The 15876-nt window shown below is 67.7% G+C and carries 7 protein-coding genes and 1 tRNA gene; 5 read left to right on the top strand and 3 right to left on the bottom strand.

Annotated features, from left to right (window positions below; all coding sequences use genetic code 11):
* Window positions 1-5: 5 nt before the first annotated feature.
* Window positions 6-8630, bottom strand: coding sequence for a glycoside hydrolase family 94 protein (locus DZC73_RS01560; RefSeq protein ID WP_235834952.1), 8625 nt, complete (start codon window positions 8628-8630; stop codon window positions 6-8).
* A 248-nt stretch (window positions 8631-8878) separates the two neighbouring features.
* On the opposite strand from DZC73_RS01560, the gene DZC73_RS01555 reads away from it, so the two are divergent.
* The 3 genes from DZC73_RS01555 to yjjJ all read left to right on the top strand — a co-directional run bounded on the left by DZC73_RS01555 (window position 8879) and on the right by yjjJ (window position 11531).
* The gene (locus tag DZC73_RS01555; protein WP_124538438.1) at window positions 8879-9508 is read left to right on the top strand and encodes a DJ-1/PfpI family protein; all 630 of its coding nucleotides are present in this window, start codon (window positions 8879-8881) and stop codon (window positions 9506-9508) included.
* A gap of 255 nt (window positions 9509-9763) precedes the next feature.
* Window positions 9764-10003 (top strand): hypothetical protein, encoded by a 240-nt coding sequence (locus DZC73_RS01550; RefSeq protein WP_124538437.1) that lies wholly within the window; start codon window positions 9764-9766, stop codon window positions 10001-10003.
* A gap of 148 nt (window positions 10004-10151) precedes the next feature.
* Window positions 10152-11531 (top strand): type II toxin-antitoxin system HipA family toxin YjjJ, encoded by a 1380-nt coding sequence (yjjJ, locus tag DZC73_RS01545; RefSeq protein ID WP_124538436.1) that lies wholly within the window; start codon window positions 10152-10154, stop codon window positions 11529-11531.
* A gap of 38 nt (window positions 11532-11569) precedes the next feature.
* Here yjjJ and DZC73_RS01540 read toward each other — a convergent pair whose 3' ends face one another.
* A complete protein-coding gene (locus DZC73_RS01540) occupies window positions 11570-12688 on the bottom strand; it encodes a trypsin-like serine peptidase (protein ID WP_124538435.1) in 1119 nt (372 codons plus the stop codon).
* Between the two features lie 423 nt (window positions 12689-13111).
* Here DZC73_RS01540 and DZC73_RS01535 point away from each other — a divergent pair, with 423 nt between their 5' ends.
* Entirely contained in the window at window positions 13112-13798 is a 687-nt protein-coding gene (locus DZC73_RS01535) for a ferritin-like domain-containing protein (RefSeq protein WP_124538434.1), read from the top strand.
* Window positions 13799-13875: 77 nt separating this feature from the next.
* The gene (locus DZC73_RS01530; protein ID WP_124538433.1) at window positions 13876-15687 is read left to right on the top strand and encodes a glycosyl hydrolase family 18 protein; all 1812 of its coding nucleotides are present in this window, start codon (window positions 13876-13878) and stop codon (window positions 15685-15687) included.
* 112 nt (window positions 15688-15799) lie between these two features.
* Here the strand turns inward: DZC73_RS01530 and DZC73_RS01525 are convergent.
* Window positions 15800-15875: transfer RNA gene (locus DZC73_RS01525), tRNA-Asn, on the bottom strand.
* Window position 15876: the final 1 nt, after the last annotated feature.

Genomic DNA, 15876 nt, shown 5'->3' with positions numbered 1-15876 from the left:
CTTTGTCATGCAATGCGCAAGCGCACGTTGTGGGTTTGCCGGTCGTCCACCAGCGGGATGGCCTGGCCGGCCTGCCAATGGCCGTCCAGGTCGATCGACGGCACGTCCTGCGCGCCGCGGGCGACTTCGATCTCGATGCGATACGGCGTGGACCGGAAGCGGTACTCGACCGCATAAGCCGTCCAGTCTTCGGGCAGGCAGGGCGAGATGGTCAGCGTCGCACCGTCCTTGTCGATGTGCAGTTTCAGTCCCAGCAGCGACTCCACCACCAGCCGGTACATCCAGCCCGCGGACCCGGTGTACCAGGTCCATCCGCCGCGCCCGGTGTGCGGCGGCACGCTGTACACATCGGCGGCCACCACGTAGGGCTCGACCTTGTAGACCGCCACCTCCTCGGGCGTGCGGCCATGGTGCAGCGGGTTGATGAGGTTCATGAGCCACCAGGCGCGTGTCGCATCGCCCAGGGCCGCGAAGGCCATGGTGGCCCACACCGCGCTGTGCGTGTACTGCCCGCCGTTCTCGCGCACGCCGGGCACGTAGCCGGCGATGTAGCCGGGGTTCGGCCCCTTGCGGTCGAAGGGCGGGTCCAGCAGTTGCACCAGCTTCGCGTCGGGCCGCACCAGGCGCGTGGCCATCGAGTCCATGGCCTGTTGCACGCGCTCGGTGCTGCCGATGCCCGACAGCACCGCCCAGCTCTGGGCGATGGAATCGATCTGGCATTCGACGTTGTCGCGGCAGCCCAGCGGCGTGCCGTCGTCGAAGTAGGCCCGGCGGTACCACTCGCCGTCCCAGGCCTCGGCCTCCAGCCGCTGGCCCAGGGCTTGCCGCTCGCCTTCGCAGCGTTGCGCGAAGGACTCGTCGCCATGCCGACGCGCCAGCACCGCGAACTCGCGCAGCACCTCGCACAGGAAGAAGCCCAGCCACACGCTCTCGCCCATGCCGTGGTGGCCCACCTGGTTCATGCCGTCGTTCCAGTCGCCCGCGCCCATCAGCGGCAGGCCGTGCGGGCCGAAGCGCAGGCCATGCAGCACGGCGCGCACGGCGTGCTGGTAGAGGCTGGCCGAATGCTGCGAACGTGCCGGCAGGTCGTAGTAGGACTCGTCGGTGGGCGGCACAGGCCGGCCTTCGAGGAAGCTCACCGTCTCGGCGAGCACGCCGGTGTCGTTCGTGGCCTGCACGTAGCGGCACAGCGCCAGCGGCAGCCACAGGTAGTCGTCGCTGATCTGGGTGCGCACACCGCGGCCCGAAGGCGGATGCCACCAGTGCTGCACGTCGCCTTCGACGAATTGCCGGCTGGCGCTGTGCAGCAGGTGCTCGCGCAGCAGGACGGGCTTGGCGTGCACCAGCGCCATCGCGTCCTGCAACTGGTCGCGGAAACCGTAGGCGCCGCCGGACTGGTAGTAGCCGCTGCGCGCCCAGATTCGGCAGCCCAGCGTCTGGTACATCAGCCAGCCGTTGGCCAGCAGGTTCAGGGCCTGGTCGGGCGTGTCCACCTGCACGGTGTCGAGCACCTGCTTCCAGTGCTCGTGCACTTCCTTCAAGGCTGCCTTCACTGCGTTCTTGCCGCGGAAGCGCGCCACCAGCTTGCCGGCCTCGTCGGTGCTGCGGCCCATGCCGAGCCGGAAGGTGACCTCGCGGCTTTGCCCAGGCTCCAGCTCGAAGGGCACCATGATGGCCGCACACGGGTCCAGCGCCGGCCCGGTGCGGCCCGACAGGCGGATGCGCCGCAGCGCCGCGGGCCGCCGCAGCGAGCCGTTGCGGCCGATGAACTCCGCGCGATCGCAGGTGATGGTGGCCGAGAGGCGGTCGCTCTCGTCGATGTCGAAGAAGCCCACCCAGTCGCCGAAGTCGTTGCTGTAGCGGTTGCGGGCGTAGATGGCGCCGTTGTCGGTGGACACGTCGGTGTGGATGTGCGGCCCGGTCTTGGAGCGCATGTCGCCCAGCACCCACTCCACGTAGCCAGTGGCCGAGAGCAGGCGCGGCCGGTCGCTGTTGTTGCGCACCACGAGCTTGATGAACTTCACGGCTTCCGTCATCGAGACGAACATCATCAGTTCGCTGTGGATGCCGGCGCGCTCATGTTCGAACGCGCTGTAGCCGAAGCCGTGCCGCGTGAGGTAGGGCGGGTCGGTGCTCTCGTCGCGCAGGTCGCCGGGGGAGGGCAGGGACGTGGGCATCCACACCTGGCCGCTTTCTTCGTCGCGCAGGTAGACGACCTCGCCGCCGGAGTCCGCCACCGGGTCGTTGTGCCAGGGCGTGAGCCGCAGCTCGTGCGCGTTCTCGCACCAGGTGTAGGCCGTGCCGCCTTCGGACACCACCGTGCCGAAGCGCGGGTTGGCGATGACGTTGACCCAGGGCGCCGGCGGCCGCTTGTCAGCCCGCGGTGCGATGACGTATTCGCGGCCGTCCGGCGAGAAGCCGCCGGTGCCGTTGAACAGCAGCAGGTTGCGCGTGGCCGATCGCAGTGTCGATGAACTGGACGGCTCCACCGGCCGCGACGGCTGCAGCGGGGCCACCTGCCGATCGCTGCCACGCTTGCGGTTCACCTGTTCGGTCAGCGAGCCCAGCCGGTCGCTGATGATGGCGCGCGCCACCGCCTGCAGCAGCACGCGGTCTTCCATGGCGATCTGCTCCGCATGCCGCACGAAGATGCCGCCGGGCCGGTCCACCACGTGCGATTCGATGCTGCCCGCGATGAGCCCGAGGATCTGCTCCTGCAGCCGCTGCCGGTACACGTCGCGCTCCTCGTTCCAGATGACGAGGTCCACCGCCAGGCCTTTCATGCGCCACCAGGCGTGGGCCTGCACCATCTGCCGCACGAGCTCGATGTTGGACGCCTCGCTCACCTGCAGCAGCACGATGGGCAGGTCGCCCGAGATGGCATAACCCCACAGCCCCGACTGCCCGCGCCGGTTGCGCAGCAGCACGCTGGCCTCGGCGCGCAGCGTGGGCTGCGAATACACGACGGTGTTGGCCAAGCGCGCGTAGAGCTGCGTCTCCGCCTCGGTGGCATTGAGCTGCCGCAGGATGACCTGGCTGTGCGTCCACGCCACTTCGAACACGCGGTCGGCCAGGCGCCGGTCCATGTACTTGTGGACCAGGGCGAGGCAGGCCTCGCGGTTGTCGGCGGCGCCGTAGACGATGTCGATGGTGGCTGTCTGCTCCGGCTCCAGCGTGATGATGCGTCGCGTGGCGGCGATCGGGTCCAGCACCGAACCCTGGCTGCCCGACAGGGGAGCCGCACTGCGCAGGGCTTGCGGCGCATGCAGGCTGCGGCCGCGGCCGATGAACTTCGAGCGGTCGGTCTCGTGCGAGATGTCCCAGGCCTTGGCGCCGTGCACAGCGACGAGGTGGAACATCCACGGCGCCTGCTCGCCGGCGGAGCGCGGACGCCGCGTGCACAGGATGGCCGCCGGATCGTTCACGATCTCCGTCTGCACGAAGAGCTTGCTGAAGGCCGGGTGCTGCGCATCGGCCGCGGCGGGGGCCATCACCACCTCGGTGTAGCTCGTCACCTCGATGCTGCGCCGGGTGCGGCTCAGGTTGGTGATGCGCAGCCGCCGCAGTTCGATGTCGTCTTCCGGCGAGACCACGACTTCGGTGTAGGCATCGATGCCCTGGTCGCGCCGGCGGAACTCCGCACGGCCTTCGGTGAAGATGGCTTCGTAGTGGTCCGACTTCCACTGCGTGGGCTGGTGCGTGGTGGACCAGAAGGTGCCGGTCTCGGTGTCGCGCAGGTAGCAGAAGCTGCCCCACGAGTCGGCCGTGCCGTCCTCGCGCCAGCGCGTCACTGCCAGGTCCTTCCAGCGGCTGTAGCCCGCACCGGAGTTGGTGAGCATCACGTGGTAGCGGCCGTTGGACAGCAACTGCACCTCGGGCGATGCGGTGTCCGGTGTGGTGATCAGGCGCAGCGGCACTTCCACGCCAGGCTGCCCGCTGCGGATGTCCGCGCGTTCGGGCATCACCGGGTGGAAGGGCACGGCCTTGGGGACGCGCTCCTGCAGCAGCAGCAAGGTCGCCTGCAGCCGCGTGTCGTGCGCGAAGCGGCGCTGCATGGGCTGCTCGTGCAGCAGGTAGGCCAGGGCCAGCAGGCTCATGCCCTGGTGGTGGGCCATGTACGACCGCACGATGGACCGGGTCTCGCCACGCGGCACGCGCGAGGGTGTGTAGTCCACCGCTTCATAGAAGCCGAAGGTGCTGGCCAGGCCCTCGTCGGCCAGGCGGTACAGGTTCTGCACGGCGGCCTTGGGGTCCACCATCAGCGACATCACGGTGGCGTAGGGCGCCACCACCAGGTCCTCGGCCAGCCCGCGCTTGAGGCCCAGGCCCGGCACGCCGAAGGCGCGGTACTGGTAGTTCAGGTGCGCGTCGGTGATGTTGTAGCCAGACTCGGAGATGCCCCAGGGCACGCCGCGCTGCTTGCCGTAGTGCGCCTGCCGCTCCACCGCGCCCTGCATGGTCTCGTCCAGCAGCGTGTGCTGGTAGCTGGGCATGACCAGCATGGGCATGAGGTACTCGAACATCGAGCCGCTCCACGACAGCAGCACGCGCTTGCGGTCCATGGTGGCGAGTTGCCGGCCCAGGGAGAACCAGCTTTCCTGCGGGATCTGCCCCTGCGCGATGGCGACGAAGCTGGTGAGCCGCACCTCCGAGGCCAGCAGGTCGTAGTGGCCCGAGTCGCGGCGGCGGTCGTCCACGTTGTAGCCGATGGCCAGCAGCTTGCGGCCGGGGTCGTAGAGGAAGCCGTAGTCCATCTCGGCCATGCGGCCGGCGCGGTCGGCCAGCGAGCGCAGTGCGCTGGCACGGTGGACGAGGGCGGGCATGTCCCAGGTGGCATCGGGCGAGTCTGCGGCGCGCGGGGCGAGCAGCAGGATGTCGGCGAGGATGGCATCGCACTGGACCACGAGTGCCTGCGACCAGCGGCGCGCTTCGTCGATGGCGTGGCGGGCTTTCTCCGTGGGTTCTTCACCGGCCTCGGCCAGCTTGCGGGCCGATTGTTCGTCCACCCAGAGCCGGATGTCTTCGGCACCCTGCTTGAGCGCATCGAACGACGCGAAGAGTTCCGACGGCTGCGCCGGCGCTTCGAGCAGGCTGTGCTCCAGCATGGCCGCCAGCTTCAGCACCGGGCTGCCGAACTGCTCCTTGCCGATCGTCTGGCGCAGCAAGGCCAGCGTGTCGCGCAAACCGAGGAAGCCGAGGTCGAAGTGCGGCATCTCTTCGGCGAGCAGCAACAGCCCGCCGCGCAGCGTGAGCAGGTGGCCTGCGAGGTTGCCGCTGTCCACCGACGACACGTAGGCCGGCCTCAGCGGCTGCAGCGTCTGCGTGTCGTACCAGTTCAGCCAGTGGCCCTGGTACTTCTGCATGCGGTCCATGGTGTCCAGCGTGCAGGTGATGCGCTCGATCATCTGGCCCGCGCTGATGTAGCCGAAGTCGCGCGCCGTGAGGTTGGCCAGCAGCGACAGGCCGATGTTGGTCGGCGAGGTGCGGTGCGCGACGCGCTCCACCGGATGCTCCTGCATGTTGTCCGGCGGGAGGAAGTTGTCCTCGCGGGTGACGAAGGTCTCGAAGAAGGCCCAGGTGCGGCGCGTGAGCATGTGCAGATAGGCCGTCTGCGCATGGCTGAGCGTGGACTGCTTGCGCGTGATCGGACGGTTCAGTGCCCACACCAGCGCGGGCGAGATGAACCACAGGCCGAGCAGGGGCAGGGCCACGGGGAAGGCATCGACGCGGAAGGTGGCCAGCCCGATGAAGCTGGCGACGGCCAGTCCCGGGGCCACCCACATGCGGCGGGCGGTGGCGGTGAAGTCATGGAACGCGGAGCCGTTGGCTTTGCTCGCAGACACCGACGAGGGCTGCCACTCCAGCAGCCGCCGCCGCGTGAACCACAGCCGCCACACCGTGCGGGCGATCGCATCGAGGCTGAAGAAGGCTTCGTACGGCAGGCACGCCAGCGTCAGCGCGGCCTGGCCCAGGTGACGGGCGAACGACGGCAGCGCGACGCCCAGGTGCTGCGGCATCGTGAGTTCGTCGGGCTTGCGCGCGATGTCGCCCAGCAGCGCGAACAGTGGCGGCACGACGAACACCGCGAGGACCGCGGCCGTCCACAGCCATGCCGGTTGAAGCAGCGTCCACCCCAGCAGCAGCGAGGCGACCAGGGCCGCAGGCACCACGCTGCGGCGCAGGTTGTCGAAGATCTTCCAGCGCGACAGCGCCGACAACGGCTTGCGCACCCAGGCGGCGATCTGCCAGTCGCCGCGGATCCAGCGGTGCCTGCGCTTCACGTCCGCGTCGTAGCGCGAGGGCGATTCCTCCACCAGCTCCACGTCGCTGAGCAGCCCGCTGCGCGCGTAGCAGCCTTCCAGCAGGTCGTGGCTGAGGATGCGGTTCTCCGGCAGCCGGCCGCCCAGCACGTGCTCGAAGGCGTCCACGTCGTAGATGCCCTTGCCGATGAAGGAGCCTTCGCCGAAGAGGTCCTGGTAGACGTCGCTCACGGCGCGGGTGTAGGGGTCGATGCCCGGCTCGCCGCCGAAGAGGCGCCCGTAGCGCGTGCGGTTGGCCGCCTGCAGGCTCACGCTCACCCGCGGCTGCAGGATGCCGTAGCCCGCCACCACGCGAGGCGCATGCGCCGGCCCGCCGAAGCGCGGCCGGTTCAGCGGGTGCGACATGGTCGCCACGAACTGCCACGCGCAGTCGCGTGGCAGCTGCGTGTCGGTGTCCAGCGTGATGACGTAGCGCACGCCCGAGAGCTGCGAGGTGTCGCCCACGATCAGCGAGAAATGGCTGCCGTCGCCGCTGCGCAGGAAGGCGTTCAGGTCCGCCAGCTTGCCGCGCTTGCGCTCGTAGCCCATCCATACCTTCTCCTTCGCGTTCCACAGCCTCGGCCGGTGGAACAGGAAGAAGCGGTCGCCGCCGTTGGCATCGCTGTGAGGCTCCTTGTACTTGCGGTTCAGTTCCTCGATGCGTGTGTGCGCGGCGCGGACCAGGGACTCGTCGCTGGGCAGGTGCTCGTCGTGCGCGTCGTGGAAGTCGGTGAGCAGCGCGAAGTGCAGCTGCGCATCGCGGTTGGCGAGGAAGCGCACCTCCAGGTCCTCGGCCAGGTGGTCGATGCATTCTTCGTTGTCCAGCATGGTGGGCACCACCACCAGCGTGCGCGCGCTTTGCGGGATGCCGAAGGAATAGTCCATGCGCGGCAGCGTCTTGGGCGCCGTGAGCACCGTGGCCAGCCAGTTCGCGAGCGATACCGACAACTGGCTCATGGCGATGAGCATCGTCAGGCCGGCTGCGGCAAGCCACCATCCCGGGGCGATCCGCGAGAAGGGCTGCGTGAAGCCGTCGGACGCCCACGCCGCCAGGCCCAGCGGCAGCAGCAGGCTGGCGGCGATGATCGCCCCCGAATGCCACAACAGCGGGCGATGGGCGACGGCGCGCCGCGTGCGCTCCCACAGGCCCAGGTGCGTGTCGACCTTGCGTTCGAGCAGCGGGCGGCCCTCGTCGATGAGGTAGTGGCCCACGTGCGCCTCGTGACGCCGGCCGGCTTCGCTTCGTGCAGCGGCTTCGGTGGCGAGGTCCACGGCGGCGCGCGCCACCTCGATCTCGGAGTGCGGGCTGTGCCGCGCGATGCGCTCCACCACGTGGCGGTAGTTGTCGCGCGTGGTGAAGTCCATGCGGGCATAGACGTCGGCCGGGTCTTCGCGCAGCACATGCTCGACCTTGGACAAGGTCTCCACGAACTCTCGCCAGTCCATCGAGCCCAGCAGGCGCAGGCTGCCGATGCTGTTGCTCACCGAGACCTGCGCGGCCGCCTGGTGCTGCGCTTCGAGCTGCACCAGTTGCTCGATGTTCTGGTGGTTCTCGCTCAGCCGCTGCTCGACCCAGCTCAGGGGCAGCGCCAACGATGCGCTGCGGCCGTGCAGCCGGCGCGCCAGCTCGGCCACGAAGGGCGCGGTCATGGGCGGATCGGAGCGGGCCATGTCGGCCACGACGAGGATCAGGCCCTTCGGGTCCTTGTCCGCCACCTCCAGCATGCGGTCGGCCCATTGCCCGGCCGTGTTGCGCTCGGCCCGGCTGTTGGCCACGCGCACGGCCACGCGGCGCAGGTTCTCGATGAGCGCCAGCCTGAGCATGATGGGAATGGCCCACAGCTCGCCCAGCAGCAGCGGCTTCACGGTCTGGTAGGACGCCACGAAACGCGTGAGGGTGCCGCGTCCGAGCCGGCCGTCGCCATGCGCCACCGCATGCAGTGCCAGGTCGTACACCCGCGGCAGGCCCGCCTGCGGGCCCGCGCGCAGGCGCGGCAGCTCGCGGCTGTAGCCCGGCGGCAGGTGCCGCTTGGCGGTGCGGATCTCTTCCTCGATGAGGTAGAAGTTGTCCAGCAGCCATTCGGCGGCCGGCGTGATGCGGCGGGGGCCTTCGGCGACTTGCGCGAGCTGGGAGCAGACGGCGACCAGCGTGTTCTCGTTGTCCGCCAGCCGCGCCAGCAGGCGGTCGGGCGCGCGCCCCAGGGTGAACTCGTGGGCAGCGGCCAGGCTCTTGCCGTGCTGCTCCATCTGGTCGGCGGTGAAGAGCTCCGAGCGCAGGGGCGCTTCGTCCGCGTTGTCACCGCCGCCGGTGTCCGGCAGAAGGCCGGACATGCCGGCCATGTGGCGGACCCATGCAGGGACCGATGCTTCAAGCCAGCTCGTCGCCTTCACAAGAAAGTCCTCCGTCCGGTGGTCTTTTGCGTGGCGTCGGCCTGAGGCCGGCGGAGGGTCAGTGTAGCCACGCGGTCTTGCGCGAGTCCAGTCGCCCTGCTGCCGTCGTTGGCAGGTGCCGGCCGGGCGAGGGTGCGCCGATTGCTGCGTTGCTGCAAGGCTTCCATGAACACCAGGAGATCGGCACCATGCAACAGCAAGAGACCGTGCACCTCTTCGTCTTCGACACCCTGTCGGACTGGGAGATCGGCTACGCCATCGCGGGCATCAACAATCCCATGTACCAGAAGCGTCCCGGGCGGTACCGGGTGAAGACCGTGTCGCTGGCCAATGAGCCCATCACGACGGCTGGCGGCTTGACCGTGCTGCCGAACATGCCGCTCGGCCAGCTCACGCCCGAACAGAGCGCCATGTTCATCCTGCCGGGCGGACGGCTGTGGGACGACGGCAAGGACCTGGAGGCGGCGTCCCTCGCCAAGCGCTTCATTGCGGCGGGCGTGCCGGTGGCGGCCATCTGCGGCGCCACCGCCGGCCTGGCGCGGGTGGGCGTGCTGGACCTGATGCGTCACACCAGCAATGCGCCCGAGTACCTCAAGTTCACGGGCTACCTGGGCGCGGCGCTGTACCAGAACGAGCGGGCAGTGGCCGACGGCAAGCTCATCACCGCCGGTGCCACGGCACCGCTGGAGTTCGCCCGGGAAATCTTCAGGCAGCTCGACGTGTACGACGACGATGTGCTGGACGCCTGGTTTGGCCTGTTCCAGACGGGCAACCCGGCGTACTACAGCGTGCTGGCGTCGGCGACCCAGGGCAGTTAGCGTACGCTTCGCCTGTATTGCAGGACCGGCGGTAGGCAGGCATTGCAAGTCAGTGCGGGTCCTCCCGGGCTCGGGCACTCGCCACTCCGTGTTTTTCAAGGTGATTGACGTTCGGCAAAACGCGTGCCTGCCCTATGCGTCACAATACGGGGTGGCGCCGTGTCTGCACACCGCGGCCCGCCTGATGGCCCTGGAACTATTCGTTTCCGGCACTATCTGCCCACAAGCTGTTGTTAGAAGGAGCTGTAAGAGACCATGGCCAAAGACGAAATCAAGACGTCCATCGATTCCGACGGACTTCGCTACCGCTCCAAGCCCGCAGGCTCGCCATTCGGCTCCGCCGGGGCTTTCACGACGGCCACCATGTCGTGTTTTCTTTGCGGCAAGCACCGTCCCCGCGCCTCGCTGAAGGGCAAGAAGCTCCTGGGCCGCACGCAGTTCGTCTGCGCGCCGTCCTGCAAGGAGCTGGCGGAAGCGGAGAAGGCGAAGGGCTGAAGCCCCCACCAAACCGGATTCCACAAGGGCCACGTTGAAGAACGTGGCCCTTTTTCATTTCAGGAATCTTCTCAAAACTGGTGATTATTTGAACGGTTTACCTGGGAGAGCATTTCGTTTAATCTTCTCAAAACTCATCTCATAACCTGTGCGCCCCAGACTCCAATCAGCCCGCGACCAGTTGCCGGCCGTCCTCGGCCGCCGGTCGGTTGCGACCGCGTCCGAGCTGATGGACGCCTTGCAGGTGAGTCGCGCCACCTTGCATCGCCTGCTCAAAGAGGCTGGTGGGCAGGTGGTGGCTGCTGGCAAGGCGCAGCAGGCGCGATATGCCTTGCGGCGGGCGATCCGCGGTGAGGCGGCGGACCTGCCGCTCTATGAAGTCGATGCCCAGGGGCGGGCCGAGTTGATCGCCGTCGTCGCACCGGTGTCGCCACAGGGCTGCCATGCGTCGCTGGTCGACGCGGGTTGGCCGGTGCCCGACGAGTCAGTCACGGGCTGGTGGGACGGGCTGCCTTATCCGCTGTACGACATGCGTCCCCAGGGCTACATGGGGCGGCAGATCGCGCGCGCTGAGCACCGGGCGCTGGGCGTCTCCGAGAACCTTGAAGACTGGACCGATGACGAGGTGCTCTTCGTACTCGCCCGCGTGGGCGCTGACGTGAGCGGCAGCCTCATCCTCGGCAATGCGGCGTATGAGGGCTGGCTTGCGCGCAAGCTGTCGCCCTTGCCGGCATTGCGTGATGAGCCTGGGCCGGCCTACGAGGCCTTGGCGGAACAGGCCATCGCCGCCGGCGTGCCGGGGTCGAGTGCGGCCGGCGAGTTTCCCAAGTTCGCGGCCATGCGTGATCTGCCTGATGCCCGAACTCCGCACGTGCTCGTCAAGTTCTCCGGCAACGATGATTCGCCGGCGGTGCGCCGATGGGCCGACCTGCTCGTGTGCGAGCACCTTGCGTTGCAATGCGCCGCGGCGCTTGCGGGCGTGCGGTCGCCGCCAAGCCGAATCGTTCGGCACGGTGGGCGTACCTTCCTCGAAGTCGAGCGCTTCGACCGTCACGGCCTGCACGGCCGTAGCCGGCTGGCCAGCCTCTTCACCCTCAACGCCGCGCTGATGGGCGATCCCTCCAGCGACTGGACACGCCTGACCACCCGGTTGGCGGATCGGCACCTGCTGCCAGCCAGCGACGCGCAAGCCATCGAGCGCCTGTGGTGGTTCGGCCGCCTCATCGCCAACAGCGACATGCACACCGGCAACCTGAGCTTTGTGCCGCAGCAAGGCCGACTGTCGCTCGCCCCCTGCTACGACATGCTGCCCATGGCCTACGCCCCTCTGCCCGGCGGCGAAGTGCCGTTGCGCGAGTTCCGTCCACCTGCGCCCTTGCCCACGCAGCGCGGGCCATGGACCGAGGCCTGCGATGCGGCCAGGCGCTTCTGGTCCATGGCAGGCGATGACGATCGCATCAGCCTCGACTTCAGATCGATGTGCATCGAGAACGCGCAATCGCTGGCCCACGTGGCGATGCAGGTGTGATCGCGCTTTCCCGATGCGCTCGTCAACAGTTCAGCTGATCAGCACGCCCACGCGTAGGCCGTGCACATGTTCGTGAGCATGGTCGAGATGCGCGAGTCGAACACCGCGCCGCCCTGGTACTTCGGGTCGGTGGCAATCGGACCGTAGGACACGACCGAGACCAGCCGGTTGTCGCCGTTGTCCGAGGGCAGCGGCGTGGAGCTGGTGTAGGCCTTGCTGAAGTTCAGCACGACAGCGCCGCCGCTGGAGCCGCCCGTCATGTCGGAGCCCCACAGGCCGGTGTTGTTCGAGCCCGAGGTCGTCTGCGCATCGATGCGGTGGTTGATGGCGCCGCCGTCCAGGTTTTGCGGGTAGCCCAGCACCGTGACGTGGCGGCCGACCAGCGACGGGTACTGCCAGCCCAGCCAGCCGGTGTAGTCGCCGATGCGGTAGCCGCTGCCGTTCTTGTTGAACACGATGAGCGCGTAGTCACCGCCATTGGGCACGCCGCCGCCGCCGCTGAACCATTCGCTGGTGGTGGTGGCCGTGGCCCAGCTCGTCCACGTGCCGTAGGGCGCGGCGCCGCTGCGGTAGCCCGGCACGAACTGGAAGCTGCCGTACCACGAGCCCGTGCCCGAGGTCACGCAATGGCCCGCCGTGGCCACGATGCCCGGCTTGATCATGCTGGCCGAGCACACCCACCAGCTGCCGCTGCCGGGTACCTTCTCGAACCACAGCTTGCCGGTGGCGCGGGTGGGGTAGGTGGTGTCCGCCTGCGCGGGGAAGACCTGCGAGGACGTGAACTGCAGGCCCTGCGTGCCCACTGCCATCGGCGTGGGGCCGCTCAGGTCGTCGAGCAAGCCGCCGCCCATCAGGCCTTCGGCGATGAGCTGCTTCGACATGCCTGCCGCATCGGCCGTGCCGCCGCGGTTGCCTGCTTCGCCGGCCGTGGGCGCCACGCGTGCGGTGGCTGCTGCCGCGTTGAAGTCGAGCGCTTGCGCGGGCATCGCTGTGCTGGAGCGCAGAAGAATGGTCTGGGCGTGGCGGTAGTCAGGCGTGCTCTTGGCCTGGGTGACGGCGGCCTGGCCGGCCGGGATGGAGACGACGCCTTGCGGAGCTGCGAAGGCGGAAGTGGCTGCGACCAGAACGAGCGCGGCCGGCCAAAGGGGTTTTTGCATGATGGTCCTCTCTGATTTCGGGTTTGGTGTCTTCGCACGGCCCGATGGAGAGAGTGATGGGCGTGCGAGACCCGACCAATATGCGCGATAGGCGCGCGTGCTGCCTCCCGCGACTTAGGGAATTGGCGCCTTGGGTCCCTAGGTGTGCAGCTAGGGATGGAGCGTTGGCGCAGTGAGGCTTTGGGTTGACTTCACGCGGTCTTCATGCGGTTGCCTCGCAGGCTTCGAACCCGCTTCATCGCTGGCACCGATGGTGTCGCCTTCTCCTCCCGGATGTCTTCAGGGAGCTCGCCGTGCCCGGTTCGCGAGGGCGGCTTCATCTTTCAGAGAAGGTTCATGTCGCAGCATCATTCCAAGTTCTTTGGGTCCTCGAACCGTTGGCAGCAATGGGAAGCATTCTTCGAATCGCGCAAGGCCCGGCCCTTGGCTTCATTGGGCGGCGATGCCTGTCATGCAAGCGTGCCGCCTTCGGTGGCTCGATCGCTGGCCGTGTTCCAGTTGGGTGAGACAGGTGGCGGCACGGTGGTGGAGCAGGCACGGCGCTCGGCCTTCGCGAAGAACAACCCGGGCTATGCGAGGGCGATGGAATTGTTCGTGCAGGAGGAACATCGGCATGCGCAGGTGCTGGCAATGTGCGTGTATGCGCTGGGTGGGCAACTCATCAGGAGCAACTGGACGGACAGCCTGTTCGTGGTGGTGCGCCGCGCGATGGGGCTGCGCCTGAAGGTGCTGGTGTTGCTCGCTGCGGAGGTGGTGGGCATCAGCTACTACCAGCGGATCGCGCAGGGCCTGGAGCCATCGCCGCTGCGCGATGCGCTGGAGGAACTGTGTGCAGATGAGCAGTCGCACCTGCACTTCCACTGCGAGTTCTTGCGGGTGCAGGCGGACGGCCCGATGAAGCGGTGGCTGTTCAAGGCCGCATGGCGCACGGTGACAGCGGTGGCGCAGCTGGCCGTCTACCTGGAGCATCGCGGCGCGCTCAAGGACATGGGTGTGCCTCGCAGCGAATTGTTCGCGCGGTGGAGGAAGACCGTCGAGCAAGCGCAGGCGCTGGTGCTGCTGGATGACGGCACGAAGACGTGCATGGATGCACGCAGCGACTGCCCCTGAAGCAACAACCGCTCACGGCATGTTGACCCGCTCGTCTGCAGAATCGCGCAGCCGTCAACTTCCGATCGAGCCTTCCCATGAAGCAACGCCTTGCGCGTCTTGCCGCACTTGCGACCCTGTTCGCCGCCTTTGTCTTGCCGGACGCAAGTGCTGCGCCCTTCGTCCTGGCCTATGCCGATGGCCAGGTGGCGAGTGCCTTCACCAATCTCAAGCAGTTCGCGCCGAACCTGAGCGCTGTTGGCCTCGGCTCGACCTATGCGCTGCTGGCAGACGGCAGCGTCAGCAGCGAAGGGATGACGTCGACTACCGAATCCATCATCGCGTTTTCGAAGTCGCGCGGGCTGCCGCTGTATCCCACCGTTTCTGACTTCAGCAACGATGTGGGCGGCTTCGACCCGGCGGTGTCGGATGGCATCCTCGCGACGCCGGCCAGCCGTGCCAATGCGGTGACGAACCTGGTCAAGCTGGCCACCACGAATGGCTTTGCAGGCATCAATGCCGACTTGGAAGCGGTGCAGCCCGTCAGCAAGGCCAACTACACGGCGTTCTTGTCATCCCTGGCTGCGGCGTTGCACGTCCATGCCCTCAAGCTCATCGTGAGCGTTCCGGCCAAGACCAGCGACAGCAGTGCTTCGTACCTCAACGGTTTCGACTACGCGGGCATCGGCTCTGCGGCCGACTACGTGCAGGTGATGACCTATGACGAAGTCGGTCCGGGCTGGAGCAGCGACAGCGGCAACGGCTTCACCTGGCCGGGGCCCGTTTCGGGCCTGGATTGGCAACGCCAAGTGTTGACCTATGCATTGTCGAAGATTCCTGCGGCCAAGGTGCTCTCCGGCATCCCGTCGTACGGCAACGACTTCAGCACCGGCCAGACGGTGCGCTGGTCCGACTTCCAGAAGGTGATTGCCTCCCACGCCAGCGCGACCCGTGGGCGTGATGCGGCCGCAGCCACACCGTGGGCCAGCTGGGGCACTGTCAAGCAGCAGGCGGATGGCAAGGCCTGGAGTTCGAGCACTCGCCAGCCCGCGCTGTGGTACGAGGACGCGCAGAGCGTGCAGGCGAAGGCGGGGCTCGTGACGAGCCTGGGCTTGGCGGGCACGAGCGTCTGGGCGATGGGCTATGAGGATGCGTCGTTCTGGGCGGCCTTGAAGTCCGGGCTGGTGTCTTCGACGCCGGTGCCGTCCTTCCAGGTCGTCGCCACGGCCAACGCGGGCGGCAGCATCTCGCCCAGCGGATCGGTGTCGGTGCTGCAGGGCGAGAGCGTGAGCTTCAGCATTCAGGCGTCGTCGGGCTACACCATCGGGTCGGTCACGGTGGATGGAAAGTCGATCGGTGCGGCGTCCACTTACACCTTCGCCAACGTGCAGGCGCAGCACTCGATCGCGGCGTCGTTCATTGCGCAGTCCACGGGGGATGGCCACCTCGAGCGCAGCGGCGTCGGCTACGTGTGGTCCAGGAACACCTCCGCCAGTTCGAATGCGAATCGCAGTGCGCGTCCGCAGATCAATGATGGCGTGCTGACGGTCGGCGCTGCCATCAATGCCGCCGGCGAAGATGGCAACGTGCGCTGGCAAGCCGCCGGTGTGCTGTGGGATTCACCCAGGACGGTGACGAGCGTGCAGTTCGTGAACGGCCAGATCGACGGCTATGGCAACGGCTATTTTCAGGGGAGCGTCGGCCTTCAGTTCACCACGGATGGAACGACTTGGACCAACGCGGGATGGTCGGTTGCGCCAGCCTATCCCGGCACTGCGGCGGCTGCTGGGGCGACCTTCACCTTCACCGGGACGGCTCGCGGCGGCATCCTCGGCGTTCGTGTGGTGGGAACAACCGGCAGCGACTCGTGGAGTGCCGCGATCAGCGAGGTGCTGGTGGTGGGCCAGTAGCCCTGGGGTTTGCGCTGTTCAGGCGTGGCACTGCGTGCGATGTCACGCAGTGGTTGGAGTCCGGACGTGAAAAAGGCCTTGCATCGCTGCAAGGCCTTTTCACTACAACTTTTGGCTCCCCGACCTGGGCTCGAACCAGGGACCTACGGATTAACAGTCCGGCGCTCTACCGACTGAGCTATCGAGGAA

This window comes from Rhizobacter terrae, from assembly GCF_003852895.1.
Classification (GTDB): domain Bacteria; phylum Pseudomonadota; class Gammaproteobacteria; order Burkholderiales; family Burkholderiaceae_C; genus Albitalea; species Albitalea terrae.
This window is presented reverse-complemented; position numbering and strand designations above follow the sequence as displayed.